The sequence below is a fragment of the Pedobacter zeae genome, assembly GCF_014196715.1.
Lineage (GTDB): Bacteria > Bacteroidota > Bacteroidia > Sphingobacteriales > Sphingobacteriaceae > Pedobacter > Pedobacter zeae.
Map to the genome: position 1 here is coordinate 665,044 of NZ_JACIEF010000004.1, position 19,758 is coordinate 684,801.

Sequence of the window (19,758 nt, forward strand, 5' to 3'; positions counted from 1 at the left end):
CATGAATTATATAATCTGTAAGTTGTGTCCGCTCAGCAACAGGGTGATAATGATTAAACCTGCAGCAATCCTGTACCAACCAAAAACTTTAAACCCATGCTTGTTTAAGTAGCCAATAAAGCTTTTGATCGCCAAAAGTGCCACAACAAATGCCACTACGTTCCCAATAATCAGCAGGTTGGTTTGCTCGTGGGTGATGATATTTCCTTCTTTGTAAAAATCGTACAGTTTCTTGGCGGTTGCAGCAAACATGGTCGGTACAGCCAGGAAAAATGAAAACTCGGCAGCCACTTTTCTGCTTAATTTTTGGCTCATACCACCTACAATGGTTGCTCCTGAGCGTGAAACGCCGGGGATCATCGCAATACACTGGAAAAAACCAATTTTTAAAGCTGTTAAATAACTCACATTTTCTTCATTGTCGACCTCAGGTTTATTAAACCATTTATCAACAAATAACAAAATTATACCACCTACTAAAAGAGAAATACCAACTGCCAATGGGCTTTCTAAAAGTTCATCGATTTTTTTGCTTAATAACAAGCCAAAAACTGCTGCAGGGATAAAAGCAACCAATAGTTTGATGTAAAAGTTGATTGATTTAAAGAATCTTTTAAAATACAATACTAAGACCGAAAGGATAGCCCCCAACTGTATGGCGATAGTAAATAACTTTACAAATGGTTCTGATGCAATGCCCATAAACGACGAGGCAATGATCATGTGGCCAGTGCTCGATACAGGTAAAAATTCAGTTAATCCTTCAACTATGGCAAGGACAATGGCTTCAAAAGCGTTCATATTTTGAGGAAGAAAGGAAATATTTAAACGCTTAATCTAATTCAGATTAAACGTTTTAAATGTAATGCTTATAATAAAATTATTTTTTTAAGACGGCATAAATGCCAAAAGCAAAACCTGCCAATACTACCATCGGAGCCAATAAAGTTCTTCTGAAATCGTAAATATTACCTGTTGTGCCCATCATCAGGATAAAGCCTAGTGCAACAATTGCAATGCTGATCAACAATAACTGATAGTTTTTTTTGGTAAAAACCAATTCGCTTTTAACGTCCTTAACAACCGGACCTGTTTTTTTTTCTGCCATTATCTATAAAGATGATAAGATTTTAAACGTAAATACCTGCTTACCGCAAACCATGTACTAATACCTGTTATAAAAATACCCACAATCAAAAGGCCTATAAATACAAAGCCAAATTCCTGGTAGTTATTTAAAATAATAATTTCCGGTACTTCTTTGCGGGCATAAATCAATGTTGCCAATAAAATAATAATGGCGATAAATGCAGCAATTAAGCCATGCAAAGCCGCATACAGTAAGAAAGGACGTCGAATAAAATTTTTCGTTGCACCAACCAATTGCATACTTTTAATTAAAAAACGCTGCGAATAAATCGCTAACCTTATGGTGTTGTTAATCAGTGCGATAGATATGATTAAAAGCAATACAGCAAAAGCAAAAATAATTAAGCCGATGGTGTTGATGTTCTTGTTTACCATATCAATTAAAGAACTCTGGTACACTACTTCTTTTACAACCGGGTTTTTAGAAATACTGGCTTTTAATGCGTCGATGCTTTTATTGTTGGCATATTCTGCTTTCAGGTATACATCAAAGGTTGAAGTTAGGGGGTTGTAACCCAGAAAGTTGACAAAATCTTCGCCTAAATCCTGTGTTAAGTTTCTTGCGGCAAGCTCTTTGTTTACATATTGGGTCTGCTTTACAGCAGGGTTTGTATTTAACTCTTTCTGAAAAGCCAGTACATCTGCTTCTTTTGCGCCTTCATCAACAATAATGTTTAAAACAATGTTCTCTTTAACATAGTTAGACAGATTTTTGGCATGTACCAGTACCAACCCAAGTAACCCGAGCATTAATAAAACCAATGCAATACTGATGATGGTGGAGATATAAACGGTTTTGGTTTTCTTAGATGCATCACTTACTTCGAACTCTTCCATGTATTTCATTTTTGTTTCTGCGAAAATATAAATTATACCCGATAAACACCAATTTAAAAAGCCTTAAATCAACATTAACGGATAGGTTTAAGTTTTAGTTTAGCGCTCAAATTCTTTTCATTAATTCATCGTTTTGTAAAAATACGGTACGAAATTTGTTAAAATGCCGTTAATCATAAAACTTAAGACTAAAATTAAACTATGAAAAAACAACTTACCTTAATGGCTATACTATTAATCGTTGCAAGTACGGTCATTTCCTGTAAAAAAGACACCACTTCTTTAAAGGCCCAAATGATGGGACGTTGGACTTTAAACAGGATTGTAACAACAGGTTATACGGCCGATGAGACTTTAAAAGACCCTACCAAAATTAATGGGGACGTAACGTATGGTAAAACCAGTGATTATGTTGATTACAAATCGAACAACGACGATCAGGTAGAAATAAGCCTTTCAGGAAACAAGACTATCGGTACTTACCAGATTATTTATTCCGATCAGTTTACCATGGAATTGAACGATGGCAACAATTTTTGTGTGGTTAACAGTTTGAGCGGGAATCAATTTCAGTTTACAGCTACCATTAACAACAGGATAAAAAAGGTTTATTACCTGTCGAGATAATATGCCGATCAGCCCATTATTTGAATGCGCCATTGATTAGAAATCAATGGCGTTTTTTTTAAATAATTGATCAGGTCCATATCTTTTTAGTTTGGAAAGCAGTTGCAGGAAGACTTAGGTTAATGCCGTCCCGCCCCCGCTTCTGCCGGTTGAAAAATACCGGCATCCCGCTCCGGCCGGGTTTAGGTGGCCGCTATTGGGCAGCTATCTGCAGTGGAAAACAGGACCACCCGTTTCCAGAAAAAATCTTGTCCACCTATGTCACCTGAGAATAGTTAAGAAGATTTAGTACTTTAAAAACCTCACAGGTTTAAAAACCTGAGGTCTTTTGCCGGAAAGTAATGCTTTTGGCGCTAAAATTTATGTTTTACTAAACCCCTTAATTTCCGTATTTTCGCACCTTTAAAAATTTAAAACTTGCAATGGATTACCAATTCAAAGAAATAGAGCAAAAGTGGCAAAAATTTTGGGCAGATCATCAAACGTTTAAAGCCGAAAGCAATTCTGAAAAACCAAAATACTATGTGTTAGATATGTTCCCTTATCCTTCGGGGGCAGGCCTGCACGTTGGTCACCCGCTGGGTTACATTGCATCAGATATTTTTTCAAGATACAAACGCCTTAAAGGCTTTAACGTGTTGCATCCTATGGGATACGATTCGTTTGGTTTACCTGCAGAGCAATATGCGATACAAACCGGTCAGCATCCGGCCATTACCACCGAAGCCAATATCGCAACCTACCGCCGTCAGTTAGACCAGATAGGTTTTTCTTTCGATTGGAGCAGGGAGGTGCGTACCAGTGAGCCCTCTTATTATAAGTGGACACAGTGGATTTTTATGCAATTGTTCAACTCCTGGTATAACATCGAAAACGACAGGGCTGAAGACATTACTACGTTGATCGAAAAATTCAATGCATCTGGCACAGCCGATGTGAAAGCAGTTTGTGATGAAGATGTTAAGTCTTTCCTGCCAAGTGATTGGGCTACCTTTACCGATGAGGAGAAACAGATCGAATTGTTAAAATACCGCTTAACTTATCTCCGCGAGAGCACAGTAAACTGGTGTCCGGCATTGGGAACGGTTTTAGCGAATGATGAAGTTAAAGATGGTTTTTCAGAGCGTGGCGGTTTCCCGGTTGAGCAAAAGAAAATGATGCAGTGGAGCATGCGGATTACTGCTTATGCTGATCGTCTTTTGCAGGGTTTGGATACCATCGATTGGCCAGAGCCGGTTAAAGAAATGCAGCGCAATTGGATTGGGAAGAGTGTAGGTGCATCTGTGAAGTTTAAAATTGAGACTTCGGACTCCGGACTCCGGACTTCAGACTATATTGAAGTTTTTACCACCCGCGTTGATACCATTTTTGGGGTTTCTTACCTGGTACTGGCACCTGAGCATGAGTGGGTAGCCGAATTAACTACTCCGGAGCAAAAACAGGCCGTTGAAGATTATATTGCTTTAACCAAAAAGAAATCGGAACTAGACCGCATGGCCGATACCAAAACCGTTTCGGGTGCTTTTACCGGCACTTATGTCATTAACCCGGTAAGTGGCGAACGCGTGCAGCTGTGGATTGCCGATTACGTATTGGCAGGATATGGAACAGGTGCCGTAATGGGAGTGCCAAGTGGCGATCAACGCGACTGGTTATTTGCTACCCATTTTAACCTGCCTATTGTACAGATTTTAGATGCACAAAAAGATATTGATGTTCAGGCAGATCCAACAAAAGAAGGAAAATATATCAATTCGGGTTTTATTAACGGAATGGAATATAAAGAGGCTGTTGCCTTTTTAAATAACTGGTTGGAAGAAAGGGGAGCAGGCAAGGCAAAAGTGAACTTCCGTCAGCGCGACGCGATTTTTGGCCGTCAGCGTTACTGGGGTGAACCAATTCCGGTTTACTTTAAAGACGGGTTGCCTTACCTCGTGCAGGAAGAAGAATTACCTTTGTTACTGCCTGAAATTGATAAATATTTACCAACAGAAACCGGCGAACCGCCATTGGCCAGGGCCGAAAACTGGTTGCCAAAAGACGGTGGGCATTACGAGTTAAGCACCATGCCGGGTTGGGCTGGCAGCAGCTGGTACTGGTACCGCTATATGGATGCCAACAACAACAATGAATTTGCATCAAAAGAGGCAATTGATTACTGGCAAGCGGTTGATTTGTATATCGGTGGTTCGGAGCATGCTACCGGGCACCTGTTGTACAGCCGTTTCTGGAATAAATTTTTGAAGGATCTGGGTTATACCAAAGAAGAAGAACCTTTCAAAAAACTGATTAACCAGGGTATGATCCAGGGGAGAAGTAATTTTGTTTATCGCGTTAACGACGAGAACGGTAAGCCTACCAATACTTATGTATCTGCTGGATTAAGAAAAGAATATAAAACATCGGCATTGCATGTGGATGTGAACATAGTTGAAAATGATACGTTAGACCTTGCTAAATTCAAGGCCTGGAGGGAAGAATACGCCAATGCAGAATTTATTCTGGAAGGCGGAAAATACATCTGTGGCGTTGAAGTAGAAAAAATGTCGAAATCGAAATTCAACGTGGTTAACCCCGATGATCTGATTGAGCGTTACGGTGCCGATACCTTACGTATGTATGAAATGTTCCTGGGACCGTTAGAACAAAGTAAACCCTGGAACACCAATGGTATTGAAGGCGTATTTAAGTTCTTACGTAAATTCTGGCGTTTATTCCATAATGAGGAGTGGGTATTCCATGTAAATGATGTGGTGCCAACTAAAGCCGAGCTAAAAGCATTGCATAAAATCATTAAAAAGGTACAGGACGATATTGAGCGTTTCTCATTCAATACTTCAGTATCGAGCTTTATGATTGCGGTAAATGAATTAACCGATCTGAAATGTAAAAACCGTCAGATCCTGGAAGACATGGTGATTATCCTTTCGCCTTATGCACCGCACATTTGTGAGGAACTTTGGCAGTTATTGGGTAACGATGCCGGAACACTTTCGTATGCCGCTTATCCAACGTTTAAACCCGAATACCTGGTAGAAGATGAGTTTGCTTATCCGGTTTCCATCAATGGTAAAATGAAAATGAACCTGAATCTGAGCTTAACTTTAGCCCAACCAGAAGTAGAAAGCATTTTACTTGCCGATGAACACTTCCAGAAGTTCTTGGATGGAAAAGCACCTAAGAAAATCATTTTCGTAAAAGGGAAGATTATTAATGTGGTAGTTTAAAAGGTAGAAGGCAGAAGGTTTAAGGTATATGGTTTTTCCTTTCTCTTGCCTTAAAATAGAAAACCCAGGTTATTTTATAGCCTGGGTTTTTTTATAAAATTAATGGTTTATAAGCTGTAGGTTTTAAGCCTTACGCCTTCCACCTCCCAGCCTTCCACCTCGCTAGTCTCTTTTTCTCCTGTTTCCTCCATACTTTCTGTTATTGCTGGCGTTACGGGGTTTGCCGCTCATATTGCCATCGCCACCTTTTTTACCCCCGCCACCTTTCGATTGCGCCTGAGGCTTGCGTTTTACCTGGTTTTTGGCCAGCATTTTCTCCCAGGTTAAGGGATAAGGATGATCATCAACAATAGGCAAGGTAATTTTAATCAGCTTCTGGATATCCAGTAAATATTCATTTTCTTCGGCATCGCAGAATGAAATGGCAAAGCCATTTGCACCGGCACGGCCTGTACGACCAATCCGGTGCACATAAGATTCAGGGATATTCGGCAACTCGTAGTTAAAAACGTGCGACAACTGGTCGATATCAATTCCACGGGCAGCAATATCAGTAGCCACCAATACCCTGATGTTTTTGTCTTTAAAATCATTTAAAGCACGTTGCCTGGCATTTTGAGATTTGTTGCCGTGAATGGCCGCCGCCTTAATACCGGCATGCCCCAAATCTTTGGCAATCCGGTCGGCTCCATGTTTGGTACGGGTAAAAACAAGTGCAGTTTCAATGCTTTTATCCTGCAACAGGTGGATTAATAGTTTCTTTTTATCAGGTTTATCTACAAAGTAGATTGATTGGTTAATGGTTTCAGCGGTTGATGAAACCGGGGTAACCTCTACCTTCGTTGGGTTTGATAAAATGGTGTTGGCCAGTTTCTGGATTTCATCGGGCATGGTAGCCGAGAAAAATAAAGTCTGGCGTTTTGCCGGCAGTTTAGCCACCACTTTTTTCACATCGTGAATAAAGCCCATATCCAGCATGCGATCGGCCTCATCTAGCACGAAAAGCTCGATCGTATTCAGGCTGATAAAGCCCTGGTTCATTAAATCTAATAACCGACCCGGGGTAGCCACTAAAATATCCACTCCTTTTTTCAATGCTTCTACCTGCGAAAACTGGTTTACACCACCAAAAATTACCAGGTGGCGCAGGTTTAAATTTTTACCATAGGCCTTAAAGCTTTCCTCAATCTGGATGGCCAGTTCGCGTGTTGGGGTTAATACTAAAGCTTTAATGTTTTTATTGGCTTTGGTATTAATGTGTTTTTCGTGCAGCAATTGCAGCATCGGGATGGCGAAAGCTGCAGTTTTTCCGGTGCCTGTTTGTGCACAGCCCAGTAAATCCCTGCCCTTTAATATCGTTGGGATAGATTGCTCCTGTATCGGGGTTGGTTGTGTATAACCTTCAGTCTCAAGGGCCTTTAAAATTGGCTCAATGAGGTTTAATTCGTTGAATAACATGTATGTTTCTGTATAATATTTATCGAAGAAGCTAGAACAATCATTTATTGAAGGACTAACTTGCGGAGAGAATATGCCATGCAGAATGGCAAGCCCTTATTCCTGCTTCGGCGGCAAAGATACGAAAAATGCGTCAGCATTACACTTTTTTGAACAGTGTATATCGCTGCCATGCTTATACTACCCGTTTATGATTGTAATCTTACATCATTATATTTTTAATTAGCATTTTGTAAATGTATTATTTGTAGTATAATTATTATTTATCTGTATATTTATTTTTATTGAGATGGTATGTTGATTACGCCTGCTAGTTAAAAAAACAGTACCATGTAAACGATAATAAGAATAACTAACTAATCTAATCTACCCATTATGAGAAAAAATCAACCTGCCAACAGGAGAAATCTGTTTTTCTATTCCTGCTTTTTTTTAGTGTCAGCACAATCTGGTAAAGCAGATTGCTTAAACAGGTCCTCGTAATAGAATGCAGTAAACTGATGTTGCCCATGTTGCAAATACATGAAAACATCAGAAGTATAATTACGCATTAATTAACCTAACCATATAAACCTATGAAACAAAATCTATTCTGTATCAAGAGGGGGTTTCTTCTCTTGTGTTTGGGAATGCTGTTTGCCCTCGGTGCAATGGCCCAATCAAAAATTACCGGTAAAGTTATTGCCAGCGATGATAAATTGCCTGTTATCGGCGCCACCATCAAAATTAAAGATGCCGTTGGCGGTACCACTACCGATGGCAATGGAAACTTTTCTTTAACCGTTAAACCTACTGATGTATTGATCATTTCGTTTGTTGGTTACGCTACTAAAGAAGTGGCTGTAGGCAAACAGACTAATATTGCGGTGGTGTTACAGGCCAACAATAATAACCTGACCGATGTGGTAGTAACCGGTTATTCCGCTCAACGGAAAAAGGATTTAACCGGTGCCGTTGCTGTGGTTAACATGGAACTGTTAAAAGCGCAGCCTGCTGCAAGTGCTGTAGAGGCCTTACAGGGTAAAGCTACAGGTGTACAGATTATAAACGATGGTGCACCGGGCTCAACACCGCAGATCAGGATCAGGGGTATCAGTACCATTAATAATAACGAACCACTTTATGTTATTGATGGGGTTCCGTTCGAGGGTAAATTATCCTGGTTAAATCAAAATGATATCGAAAGCCTGCAGGTATTGAAGGATGCTTCTTCGGCTTCTATTTATGGCTCAAGGGCAAATAATGGGGTCGTAATTATTACCACCAAAAAAGGGATAACAGGTGCACCAAAAATTACGGTTGATTCTTATTACGGCACACAGGTTCCACGGAAAAACAGTTTTCCTGAAATGATGAATCCACAGCAATATGCACAATATGTATTCGATGGTTATACCAATGCAGGTAAGCCAATTGAGGCAGGAAAAAATTATGGTCCGGGTCCGGTACCGGTATTACCTGAATATTTAGTGGCCGGATTAAAACTCGGGCAGGATGTTACTGCTGCGGATGCTGATCCGTCTAAGTATAATTATAGCCGTGATCCTGATCTCTTTTATCAGATTACCAAAGCAAATAAAGCAGGTACCAACTGGTTTGATGAAATTACTGAAACCGCACCGGTTCAAAATTACCAGTTAAGCGCAACCGGGGGTGGAGAAAATGCCACATATACTTTCTCGGGCGGTTACTTGGATCAGAAGGGAACCATTAAATACACCGGGTTTAAACGGTTTAACTTTAGGTCGAACACCAATATTTCGGCATTTAACAAAAGGGTTCGCTTTGGTGAAAATGCGCAATACAGTTATTCTGAAGGGTTTGGTTTGGGGGTAAACCCGAATGTTTCGGGCGATTACCAGGACCAGGGGAGTGCGCTGGGCTGGGCATACCGGATTCCTACCATTATCCCGGTTTACGACATTGCCGGGAATTTTGCCGGAAGCCGTGGCAGCCAGTTGGGAAACGCCGAAAACCCCGTTGCCTTTCTGTACCGTGCTAAAGACAATAAAAATAAGAGCAATTTCTTCTTTGGAAATGTTTACGCAGAAGGCGATATTATCCCGGGCTTGGTACTGAAAACCAATTTTGGAATACGTTATGAAAACTTTAACGGTTTATCCATGCGTTATCCGAACCTGGAGTTTTCTGAAGGTAACAATTCGAACAGCCTGAACGAATACCAGGGCTATACTACCGAATGGACCTGGACGAACACGTTAAATTACAGCAAAGTATTTAGTGAAAGGCACAGGATAAATGTGTTGCTGGGTACCGAAGCCATTAGATCGAGGTCAAGGCAGTTAAATGCAGGCAGAAATGGCTACTTCATTTTAGGCAGCCAGGATTATTATTACCTTAATACGGGGTCGTCTAACATCAGCAATTCCAGTTATGGATCAATAGGCTCACTGTTCTCCCTTTTTGCCAAGGCAGATTATTCCTATCATGACCGTTACCTGGCCAGTGTTACCATTCGCCGCGACGGTTCTTCCAACTTCGGGCCCGCAAATAAATACGGCTACTATCCGGCAGCAAGTGTGGCATGGAGGTTATCAGAAGAAGAATTTATGAAAAGTATTAAATGGATCAGTGATTTAAAACTGCGGGTTGGATATGGCCAAACGGGGAACCAGCGGATACCTCCGTATCAATACATCAACAGGTATCAAAGTTCTATTGTTAACTCGGCCTATGCCGTTGGTGGTGGTAATGGCCTTACTACCGGTGTATGGCAAAATGCTTATCAAAACCCTGATGTAAAGTGGGAATCGTTAAAGGCCTTAAACATTGGTCTTGATTTTACATTGCTTGGCGGTGCAATTGATGGATCATTAGACTGGTATAACAAAAAGACCTCCGATATGCTTTATAACCAGCCATTGCCTTCGAGTATAGTGGGTTTAGGCAGTTCGCCTTATGTAAATATTGGCGATATGAGCAATAAAGGGGTCGAATTTAATGTTGCCTATCACTACGGAAGGAATGCAGACAGTCCTTTTAAATTCGATATTGGCCTAAACTTCTCCAAAAATGAGAATAAGATCATGAGGTTGGCACCTGGTATTTTTAATCAGATTTATGGCAATTACCGAAGCTTGCAAACCAGTGTATTACAGGAAGGCGAATCTTTTGGCTCTTTCTTCGGCTACAAAACTGCCGGGATTTATCAAAGTGCTGCCGATATTCAAAACAACCCGTCGTATGCAGGTGCAAGGATTGGCGGTCTGCGTTACCAGGATATTAATGGCGATGGTATCATCGATCCTAAAGACCGTACCATTATTGGCAATCCGAATCCGGATTTTACTTATGGAATAAACCTAAATGCATCTTATCGAAATTTTGATATTTCTGCATTTTTATACGGCGTGCAGGGCAATGATTTATTTGAGGCTACCCGTTATTTTACCGACTTTCCATCATTTGCAGGTGCGAAAAGTACGAGATTGTTAAACGCCTGGAGTCCGTCTAATCCTTCAAGTCTCATCCCATCGGCTTATGTGGGTGCCTCAGATGTTGAGCTGGCTTCATCAAGCTATTATGTTCAGGATGGGAGCTTTTTAAGGCTTAAAAATATACAGTTAGGGTATTCAATTCCAACGGCTAAAGCATTTGGACCAAAATCGGGCATTAGCCGGGTAAGGCTTTATATCAGTGCTACCAACCTTTTCACCATTACCAATTATACGGGGCTGGATCCGGAGGTAAGTCAAACCCGAGATGCCGCTTCTTCTGTAGGAAGTGCCAGTCCGCCTGCCGATACCTTTTCGGCACTTGGGGTAGATAAAGGCGTTTATCCTTCGCCACGTCAATTTTTAATCGGTATTAATGTTGGATTTTAATTAAAAGAGATCAAAATGAAACACATCAAATATATTCTTCTTTCCTTTTTGATTTGCAGTACGTTTTCCTGCAAAAAGGAGTTTTTAACGCTTCAGCCACAAGGTGAACTTACAGAAGAACAACTTACTACACAAGATGGTGTAGAAGGTTTGCTGGTAGGGGCTTATGGTTTACTCAATGGCAATGTAAACGGAACTTATGGCAATTACGGCGCAGCCCCAAGTCAATGGTTATTCGGCGAAGTTGCTTCTGATAATGCCCATAAAGGGAGCGAGATTGGCGATCAGCCACCTATGAATGCCATTGAACAACATGCGCCGACCAGTACAAACGATAACTTATCGAATATCTGGGACAGGTGTTTTGAGGGCATTCAGCGTTGCAACAATACGCTTAAAATTTTGGCTAACCTGCAGGCCGGAAAAGGTACCGCAAAATTTAGCGATGCCCGAGCAAAGGAAATTCAGGGCGAAACCAGGTTACTCCGGGCACATTATTATTTCTTTTTGGTACGGATATTTAAAGTTGTGCCGTATATTACCGAAGCTACAAGCGGCACTTTTGTTCCGAATGATAAAGATATTTATCCAAACATTGTTGATGACCTGCAGTTTGCCCTTGCTAATTTAAGCACGACCAAACCAAAAAATCAAAAAGGCAGGGTAGATAAATATGCTGCCCAGGCTTATCTCGGGAAAGTACTGTTATATCAAAAGAAATATTCTGAGGCATACGACTTGCTCAATGCCGTAATTTTGGCAAAACCATCCCTGGTTGATATGCCGTATTCGGATAACTTTGATATTACCAAAGAAGACGGACCAGAAACCATTATGTCTGTTCAGCATTCTGTTGGAACAGATGGCACCGGGGGCGATAATGGCAATGTAGGCGATATGCTTAACTTCCCGTATGGTAATGCGCCGATTAACTGCTGCGGTTTCTTCCAGCCGACCATAGATTTGGCCAACTCATTTAAGGTGAATGCGGCAGGTTTACCGCTATTAGATGGCAGTTACCGGAATAATCCATATAAATCTGATTTTGGATTAACCGGGGCCGATAAGGCAAACTATGTGGTGGATAAAACTTTGCCTTTGGATCCAAGAATAGAATCGACACTGGGAAGACGAGGTGTTCCATACCGAGATTGGGGTTTAATGCCTGGGGATACCTGGATCCGTGATGCCAGTAACGGTGGCCCCTTCCTGGCCGTTAAAAATACCATTGATGCTGCTCAGATTTCGAGCGGGACAGCGCCTGGCAATACCAATGTAACCGGACTGAATGTAAACCTGATCCGTTTGGGCGATGTTTACCTGATGGCAGCAGAATGTGCGGTCGAAAAAGGTGATTTGGACAGGGCTTTAACATTGGTGAATGCCGTGAGGGCAAGGGCGGCCAAAATAACACCACAATCTATAAACGGGGCACCTGCTGCAGCTTATAAAGTTAGCCCGTATCTGTCATTTCCGAATGATACCTATGCGAGAAACGCGGTACGTTTTGAACGGAGATTGGAATTAGCCATGGAAGGCCACCGGTTTTTTGACCTTGTGCGTTGGGGCATAGCCAAACAAACCCTCGAAAGTTATTTTTCTTTTGAAGGCGGGTACTTCAGCTATTTAAAAGGCATTACCATCGAAGCCAGAGATGATTATTTCCCTTTACCGCAGGATCAGATCGATAGGAGTAAGGGGGCGTTGAAACAAAGCCCGGGATATTAATTTGTAAATGAGTGTATTACAGCGGAGCGATGTTTGTGAGCATTGCTCCGCTAATGTATTTTACGCGATGAGTATACTAAGTTTTGATGTGTCTTATGCGGTCAAAATCATTTTAGCAGATCCCGCATTTCATTGCCATCCTATCGGGATGGAGTGAACCTACGGTACTTTTATTTTTTATCAAACAATTGGAGTATTCTCCTTTAATATGGATTAGGTGGCTGAAATATTGCTGCTACCAGTAGTAAAATAAACCCGACCAACAGCGTTATCCCGATTTAAGGATGGTTTAACTTACAGTTTTACTTTATCGGGATTAAGCAAAGGGCGGGACTGCTGTAACCTAAGCAGCACAGAAATTGCTTTCCAAAAAAAATCAGAACTGTGAATAATACAGTAACTGCTTGGTTAAGGATCTTCGGTTGTTTATTCTCCCAGCTCTAGACTATTTCTCCTCTTTAAACCTGCTGAAAACCAACAGCGCAATTAAACAGAGCCCAAAACCTACCACGCCGTTTAACCTTAAACCATAATCATTGCCGGGATCTTTGCCATAAACGGTAAGCATGGCGAAAATGGCGATGCCCAATGTTTGGCCGAGTTTTACAAAAAGGTATTTCACGGCAAAGAACATTCCTTCGTGGTTTTCACCTGTTTTTAAAGTATCTTTCTGGGCAATATCGGCCAGAATCGCTGTGGGTAAAATGCCAAGGGCGGCTAAGGGGAAAGAGGCCGATAATACCAGCATATAAATCTGTGTGTACGGACCAAAGGGTAATTTACCTAAAAAGAAAATGGTCACAAAGATTAAGCACAATACACCAAAGGCAAGCAATACAAAAGGTTTTTTACCAATTTTAGCAGAACCAAAATTAACAAGTGGATAAAATAACAGCGAAGCCATAACCATGGCCCCCATAAATTTGCCTCCTTCTGATTCCGGTAAACCCAGTAAAACGGTACAGAAGAATAATAAACCGCTCGATATAATACTCAATGCGGTATAAAAGGCAAAATCAGATATTAAGTAATATTTAAAATTACTGTTTTTAAAGGTACTTTTAATTGCCGGCCACAAAGGAACATGTGTAGGTTTGGCAACTGAGAATTCCTTTTCGTTGATGAAAAAAATGGGCAATAACATCATTATACCGGATAAGATACACAAACCCCAAATTGCAGTCTGGATGGCTTCACTGCGGTTGGCTACATGAAAATGGGCTTCAACCAGGTCGGCAAAGTTATTCGTACAGGCTGATAAAATAATCCCGATCACAAAACCTACCTGTTGGTAACTGGATAGCTTAACTTTCTGTTTTGGTGTATTGGTTACTTCGGCCAGTAAAGCATTATACGGAATAATATAGGTAGTAACCGATATGAAAAATAAGCAAAGCGTAATGGTTAACCACCAGGCGTTATGCAGGCTTTCTGTTTTTTGGATGGGGTAAAAAACCAGTCCGCAGAACAGCATCGCCGGAACAATAGCCCATTTCATAAAAGGCATCCTGCGGCCGCTTTTATTGGTGCTGGCATCGCTTTTAGACGCAATAAAGGGATCGTAAATGGCATCAACCAATCTGCCCGAGGCCGCAATAATGGAAAGGATATTAAATGCACCCAGTAAAACAAGCTGCGGCACCAAAGGCGGTAAGCCGGCATTACTTGGCGGCAGATAGAAATAAGGAAGCATAACGATGATAATATTGGTCATCGTGCTCCAGCCAATCATACCGGCAGCATAAGCAATTTCTTGTTTTGGTGAGAGTGTTTTATTCATTAAAAAAGCTTAAAATTAATTCATTTCTTTTTTTTGAAAAGCAGGTTCCTGTGTTTATAGGTTCAATCAGCCCTGCTTTCCATTTTATTTCGCTGCGCTTCATGTTCATTCCAATCAGGTTTATTGGGTAAGGCCTGTGGTCCAAACTTAAAACCCCATTCGCCACGCAGAGCAGCCCAAAGGTAAATCGTCAGTTTCAAATAAAATATACCTTTATTTTTTAAGCCATCTGCTCACAAAATAAATCGCCAGAAAGCCAATAAAAATATATAAACCATTTAATGCAGCATTGGGATCGTCGGCGTAAATGCTCAGGGCCACAAAAGTATAAGCGGCAATAAATATAATAGGCAATATAGGATATAATGGCACAGTATAGATGGTTTTTTTATCAAGATGTGCAGTTCTTTTACGCAGAATAAAAATGGTGGCTGCCGAACTGGCCATGCTAATACTTTCTAAAAAGATGGTATAGTTTAAAATCTTATCAAAAGTTTTGGCATAGAAAATAATCACCACGGCAACAACAGTAAAAACACTCAGGCTTAAGGTTATGACCTCCGTTTTTTTATTCATACGGCTGAAAATCCTGGGTAAGGCACCTTCTTCACCCATAGCAAACATTGCCCGGGGGTTACTCAGCAAGTTTACATTAACATAGCCCATTACCGAGAAAAAAATAATAATCGAAAGGGCATTAAAGCCTGCTGGTCCGAATATTTTGGCGGCCAGTATAGCTGCTATACTTTCTGCCGATTTCAGTTCTTCGAAACCAATAACCTGAACATACACGTAATTAATGGCCAGGTACAGGATAACAATTATGGTTAAACCGATAATAATTGCCCGCGGAATTACCTTTTTGGCTTCTTTAACCTCGCCGCCAAAATTGATGGTTTGGGCGTAACCGGCATAAGAAAAAGATACAGCGATTAAACATAAGCCCAGGGCTTTGCCATAATCGGTCCAGCTGGGTAAGGAGCCGTTGTTGGTTTTAAAAACGGGAGTGGCGGTTGGGATGTTCCCCACAAAAAATATGGCACAGATGAGGGTTAGAATCATCCCGATTTTAATAACCGTTAACACATTCTGGGTTTTGGAACTGGCCTTTAAACCCAGCAGGTTGATGAAATAAAATACCAGGATCGTAGTAATGGCCATAGCCACCCGGTAGGTTTCGTTTTGCATGGCCGGAGGTAGAATAATCTTGCTCAGGTATTCCGCCCCGATAATGGATATGGCGGCTACCGATGCGGCGCTCGAAATAATTACAATGCAGTTAATGGCAAAGGCGATAGAAGGATGATAGGCTGCTGAGAATATTTTGTAATAACCCCCGGTTACCGGAAAACGTGAGCCGATTTCGGCATAGGTTAATGCCCCGCAAAAAGCCACAAAACCTCCGATAAACCAGGCAAGGTAAAACAACTCCGGAATTTGCGCCTTGGCGGCCACATTTACCGGTGTGCGGAAAACGCCCATGCCAATAACCAGACTTACCACAATCATGGATAAATCGAATAGCGAAAGTTGCTTTTTCTGTTGCATGAATAAGGATATTTAAATTAAGTGATGAAGATAGGGAAATTATGTAATAGGTAAGATTGGGAGAGGTATATTAGTCGATGGTTCATGGTCATGGTTGATGGTTCACGATTATAGTTGATGGTTCGTGGTTGGTAGTGTACAATAATTTCTTAAGTGAATATTTAGCAGATTCTTCAGGAAGGTTAAACCAACGGGCCATGAACGATCAAACTATTGACTATCGACCAAAGCATCTTCCCCAGCATGTTGAAACTTTCTTTTGCTTGCCTCGCAGAATAAATCTATTATTGTATAATATTTCTGAAAACTGTAAAAACAGCATCAGATCTATTCCTACAACAATTATCAATTTGATTAAAAAGTAACTGGGCCACTGGGCGCTGTTGCAGCATAGCCCGAAACGGGTTTTGATTGATAAACAGATAACACATTATGGCAGAAGTAATTTATAACGACGACAGTATCCGCTCATTGGATTGGAAAGAGCACATCAGGTTACGTCCGGGTATGTATATCGGTAAACTTGGTGATGGCTCCGCACAGGATGATGGCATTTATGTTCTGTTAAAGGAAATTGTAGATAACTCTATCGATGAGTTTGTAATGGGAACAGGGAAAACCATCGAAATTACGCTATCTGAGCAAAAGGTAAATGTTCGCGATTATGGCCGGGGCATTCCGTTGGGCAAGGTGATCGATTGCGTGAGTAAAATCAATACCGGTGGTAAATATGATAGCAATGCCTTTCAAAAATCTGTTGGTTTAAACGGGGTAGGTACTAAGGCCGTTAATGCGCTTTCTACCAGTTTTACCGTTCAATCGTACCGCGATGGAAAAACCAAAAAAGTAGAATTTTCTAAAGGCGAAATTGTAAATGAAAATCCGGTAATCGATACTACACAACGTAACGGTACGGCGATTACTTTTTATCCCGACGAAAGTATTTTCAGAAATTACCATTACATTCCTGATTTTGTAGAGAGCATGGTTTGGAACTATGTTTTCTTAAATACAGGTTTAACCATAAATTTTAATAACCAGAAATATTTTTCGGAGAGAGGCCTGTACGACCTGCTTTCTAAATTTAATAAGCCAGAGGAAATCAGGTACCCGATCATTCACATGGTTGGTCCCGATATCGAAATCGCCATGACCCATGGGCAGCAGTACGGCGAAGATTACCATTCGTTTGTTAACGGACAACATACTACGCAGGGCGGAACACACCAGGCAGCTTTCAGGGCGGCAGTGGTGAAAACTGTGCGTGAGTTTTTTAAGAAAGAGTTTGAGGCATCGGATGTACGCTCGTCGATCATTGCGGCCATTTCTATCCGTGTGCAGGAGCCGGTATTCGAATCGCAGACCAAAACCAAACTGGGCTCTCAAAACATGGGGCCTGAAGGACCATCGGTAGCTACTTTTATTAACGATTTTGTTAAAAAAGAACTTGATGATTACCTGCATAAAAATCCTGATGTTGCCGATGCCCTTTTAAAAAGGATTATGCAATCGGAGCGTGAGCGTAAGGATATTGCGGGCATTAAAAAACTGGCTAACGACAGGGCTAAAAAGGCTTCGTTACACAATAAAAAACTTCGCGATTGTAAGGTACATTTCAACAGCACACACGAAAAACGTTATGAAACTACCTTGTTCATTACCGAGGGAGATTCGGCTTCGGGCTCAATCACCAAATCGCGTGATGTAGATACCCAGGCGGTGTTCAGTTTAAAGGGTAAACCGTTAAACTGTTACGAGCTGACCAAAAAAGTGGTATACGAAAATGAAGAGTTTAACCTGCTGCAGCATGCTTTAAATATTGAGGATGGCTTGGATGGCCTGCACTATAACAATATCGTTATCGCTACAGATGCCGATGTGGATGGTATGCACATCCGTTTGCTGATGATGACTTTCTTCCTGCAGTTTTTCCCCGATCTGGTAAAAGCGGGGCATGTTTATATTTTGCAGACACCACTTTTCAGGGTGCGTAATAAAAAAGAAACCATTTACTGTTACAGCGACGAAGAGCGTAAAAATGCGATAGAAAAACTGGGCAATAAACCAGAGATTACCCGTTTTAAGGGGTTGGGAGAAATTTCGCCGGATGAGTTTGGCCTGTTTATCGGAAAAGATATTCGCCTTGATCCTGTAATTTTAAAAGATCAGACCATTAAAAGCCTGTTAGAATATTACATGGGTAAAAATACACCAGACAGGCAGCAGCATATTATCAAGAACCTGCGTATCGAGAAAGATGAGGTGACGGAAGAGCCTAAAGTAATTACTGAAGTAGCATAATAATAGAGTCAGGTTTAAAAAAGCCTGACTTTTAGCGTTGCCTCACCCTGAATTTATTTCAGGATCTTTCAATTATTAGATGCTGAAACAAGTTCAGCAAGACGATCATGGCTGAGCTGAATTCCCTTATTGGTTGGTGAGAGACAAACCAGATTAACAACTTAGTGGTCCCTGTACCGGTTGATGAGACACCAACCGATAGGATTCATTCACACAATTCTATTTTTACTCTTTTGGCAGGTTAACCGTATCTTCAGGGTGCTGCGGTGGTAGTACATCAACCTTTTTCTCCACGATGGTGATCTTGGTAAATACGGCATACTTACTTGGCGATATGCCGCCATCGAATTTTTCGGCGTAGGCTTGTGTAAATTCTGCACCAAAATAGAGGATAATAGAAGTGTAGTAAATCCAGAGCAGGATAATGATAATAGAACCAGCTGCACCAAATGCCGAAACGGTACTTCCTTTTTCGATATAGATGCCAATTAAATATTTACCCAGGCTAAACAATACTGCGGTGAATAATGCGCCAATGATGGCCGATTTCCATTTAATATTTACATCTGGCAGTACCTTAAAGATAATGGTGAATACTGCAGTAACTGCCGAAAGGGTCAGTGCATTGTTCAAAATGTAAATGAGCAGGGCCATGGTATCATTGGCAACTGGGATCACATCCTCTACTTTGCTCTCCGAAATCAGGGCAACCAGTTTATCGCCAAGCCCTACCACAATACTGTTAATCACCAACGAAACGAGTAGCAAAAAGCCCATTGATACAATGAGCGAGAAAGAAAGTAACCGGTTGGTGAGCATTTTGATCCAACCTTTTTTGGGCATAGCCTTTACTTTCCAGATCAGGTTAATGCTGTCTTGTATTTCGATAAAAATAGCGGTTGCACCTATAATTAAAGTACCAATACCGATAATTAAACCGATGGTAGATTGTCCTGTTTTGTTCGCATGATCAACAAAGCCCTGTATCTGGGTAGCTGCAGGTTTTCCAACCAGTTCGGTAACTTCCATAAAAAACTTGTCTCTGGTTTGCATTTTATCGCCAAAAAACAAAGTGGCAGCCGAAAGTACAATAATGATAAGCGGCGTAAGCGAAAAGATGGTGTAATAGGCCAGTGAGGCGCTTAGTTTCATTACCCGGTCTTCCATAAAGCCTTTACCAGCAGCTATAAAGAGGTGATAAATGGCAACAAAAAAATATTTGATTTTATGTAATACTCTTACTCTTTTCATTTTAAAA

At 41.1% G+C, this 19,758-nt stretch carries 12 protein-coding genes; 5 read left to right on the forward strand and 7 right to left on the reverse strand.

Annotated features, from left to right (window positions below; translation table 11 throughout):
• Positions 1-6: 6 nt before the first annotated feature.
• From GGQ60_RS21440 to GGQ60_RS21450, 3 genes are all read right to left on the reverse strand, one after another.
• Entirely contained in the window at positions 7-801 is a 795-nt protein-coding gene (locus tag GGQ60_RS21440) for an undecaprenyl-diphosphate phosphatase (RefSeq protein WP_183768202.1), read from the reverse strand.
• A 79-nt stretch (positions 802-880) separates the two neighbouring features.
• Positions 881-1,108, reverse strand: coding sequence for a DUF3098 domain-containing protein (locus tag GGQ60_RS21445; protein WP_183768204.1), 228 nt, complete (start codon positions 1,106-1,108; stop codon positions 881-883).
• Entirely contained in the window at positions 1,108-1,986 is an 879-nt protein-coding gene (locus GGQ60_RS21450; protein ID WP_025145075.1) for a cell division protein FtsX, read from the reverse strand. Before GGQ60_RS21450 ends, GGQ60_RS21445 begins: the two co-directional genes overlap by 1 nt.
• Positions 1,987-2,187: 201 nt before the next feature.
• Between GGQ60_RS21450 and GGQ60_RS21455 the strand changes: the two genes are divergently transcribed.
• Positions 2,188-2,613 (forward strand): hypothetical protein, encoded by a 426-nt coding sequence (locus GGQ60_RS21455; RefSeq protein WP_183768206.1) that lies wholly within the window; start codon positions 2,188-2,190, stop codon positions 2,611-2,613.
• Between the two features lie 422 nt (positions 2,614-3,035).
• A complete protein-coding gene (leuS, locus tag GGQ60_RS21460; RefSeq protein ID WP_183768208.1) occupies positions 3,036-5,840 on the forward strand; it encodes a leucine--tRNA ligase in 2,805 nt (934 codons plus the stop codon).
• A 162-nt stretch (positions 5,841-6,002) separates the two neighbouring features.
• Here the strand turns inward: leuS and GGQ60_RS21465 are convergent, their stop codons facing one another.
• Positions 6,003-7,298 carry a DEAD/DEAH box helicase gene (locus GGQ60_RS21465; RefSeq protein ID WP_183768210.1) on the reverse strand — a complete coding sequence of 432 codons (1,296 nt, stop codon included), beginning with the start codon at positions 7,296-7,298 and terminating at the stop codon, positions 6,003-6,005.
• Between the two features lie 575 nt (positions 7,299-7,873).
• Here GGQ60_RS21465 and GGQ60_RS21470 point away from each other — a divergent pair.
• Both GGQ60_RS21470 and GGQ60_RS21475 read left to right on the forward strand, forming a co-directional pair.
• Positions 7,874-11,143, forward strand: coding sequence for a SusC/RagA family TonB-linked outer membrane protein (locus GGQ60_RS21470; RefSeq protein ID WP_183768213.1), 3,270 nt, complete (start codon positions 7,874-7,876; stop codon positions 11,141-11,143).
• A gap of 15 nt (positions 11,144-11,158) precedes the next feature.
• Positions 11,159-12,871 (forward strand): RagB/SusD family nutrient uptake outer membrane protein, encoded by a 1,713-nt coding sequence (locus GGQ60_RS21475; RefSeq protein ID WP_183768215.1) that lies wholly within the window; start codon positions 11,159-11,161, stop codon positions 12,869-12,871.
• Positions 12,872-13,316: 445 nt separating this feature from the next.
• On the opposite strand, the gene GGQ60_RS21480 is transcribed toward GGQ60_RS21475, so the two are convergent.
• Together GGQ60_RS21480 and GGQ60_RS21490 are read right to left on the reverse strand one after the other, a co-directional pair.
• Positions 13,317-14,651: an MFS transporter gene (locus GGQ60_RS21480; protein WP_183768217.1), complete on the reverse strand. Its 1,335-nt coding sequence runs from the start codon at positions 14,649-14,651 to the stop codon at positions 13,317-13,319.
• 213 nt (positions 14,652-14,864) lie between these two features.
• Positions 14,865-16,199 (reverse strand): APC family permease, encoded by a 1,335-nt coding sequence (locus tag GGQ60_RS21490; RefSeq protein ID WP_183768221.1) that lies wholly within the window; start codon positions 16,197-16,199, stop codon positions 14,865-14,867.
• 432 nt (positions 16,200-16,631) lie between these two features.
• On the opposite strand from GGQ60_RS21490, the gene GGQ60_RS21495 reads away from it, so the two are divergent.
• Positions 16,632-18,500 (forward strand): DNA topoisomerase IV subunit B, encoded by a 1,869-nt coding sequence (locus GGQ60_RS21495; RefSeq protein WP_183768223.1) that lies wholly within the window; start codon positions 16,632-16,634, stop codon positions 18,498-18,500.
• Positions 18,501-18,725: 225 nt separating this feature from the next.
• Here GGQ60_RS21495 and GGQ60_RS21500 read toward each other — a convergent pair whose 3' ends face one another.
• Positions 18,726-19,751, reverse strand: a complete 1,026-nt coding sequence (locus tag GGQ60_RS21500) for a YihY/virulence factor BrkB family protein (RefSeq protein WP_183768225.1) — start codon at positions 19,749-19,751, stop codon at positions 18,726-18,728.
• Between the last annotated feature and the right edge of the window lie 7 nt (positions 19,752-19,758).

What these genes read in the sequence shown, in the direction of transcription:
- GGQ60_RS21440 (WP_183768202.1), bottom strand. Translation starts at nt 801, where the DNA reads ATGAACGCTTTTGAAGCCATTGTCCTTGCCATAGTTGAAGGATTAACT.
- GGQ60_RS21445 (WP_183768204.1), bottom strand. Translation starts at nt 1,108, where the DNA reads ATGGCAGAAAAAAAAACAGGTCCGGTTGTTAAGGACGTTAAAAGCGAA.
- GGQ60_RS21450 (WP_025145075.1), bottom strand. Translation starts at nt 1,986, where the DNA reads ATGGAAGAGTTCGAAGTAAGTGATGCATCTAAGAAAACCAAAACCGTT.
- GGQ60_RS21455 (WP_183768206.1), top strand. Translation starts at nt 2,188, where the DNA reads ATGAAAAAACAACTTACCTTAATGGCTATACTATTAATCGTTGCAAGT.
- leuS (WP_183768208.1), top strand. Translation starts at nt 3,036, where the DNA reads ATGGATTACCAATTCAAAGAAATAGAGCAAAAGTGGCAAAAATTTTGG.
- GGQ60_RS21465 (WP_183768210.1), bottom strand. Translation starts at nt 7,298, where the DNA reads ATGTTATTCAACGAATTAAACCTCATTGAGCCAATTTTAAAGGCCCTT.
- GGQ60_RS21470 (WP_183768213.1), top strand. Translation starts at nt 7,874, where the DNA reads ATGAAACAAAATCTATTCTGTATCAAGAGGGGGTTTCTTCTCTTGTGT.
- GGQ60_RS21475 (WP_183768215.1), top strand. Translation starts at nt 11,159, where the DNA reads ATGAAACACATCAAATATATTCTTCTTTCCTTTTTGATTTGCAGTACG.
- GGQ60_RS21480 (WP_183768217.1), bottom strand. Translation starts at nt 14,651, where the DNA reads ATGAATAAAACACTCTCACCAAAACAAGAAATTGCTTATGCTGCCGGT.
- GGQ60_RS21490 (WP_183768221.1), bottom strand. Translation starts at nt 16,199, where the DNA reads ATGCAACAGAAAAAGCAACTTTCGCTATTCGATTTATCCATGATTGTG.
- GGQ60_RS21495 (WP_183768223.1), top strand. Translation starts at nt 16,632, where the DNA reads ATGGCAGAAGTAATTTATAACGACGACAGTATCCGCTCATTGGATTGG.
- GGQ60_RS21500 (WP_183768225.1), bottom strand. Translation starts at nt 19,751, where the DNA reads ATGAAAAGAGTAAGAGTATTACATAAAATCAAATATTTTTTTGTTGCC.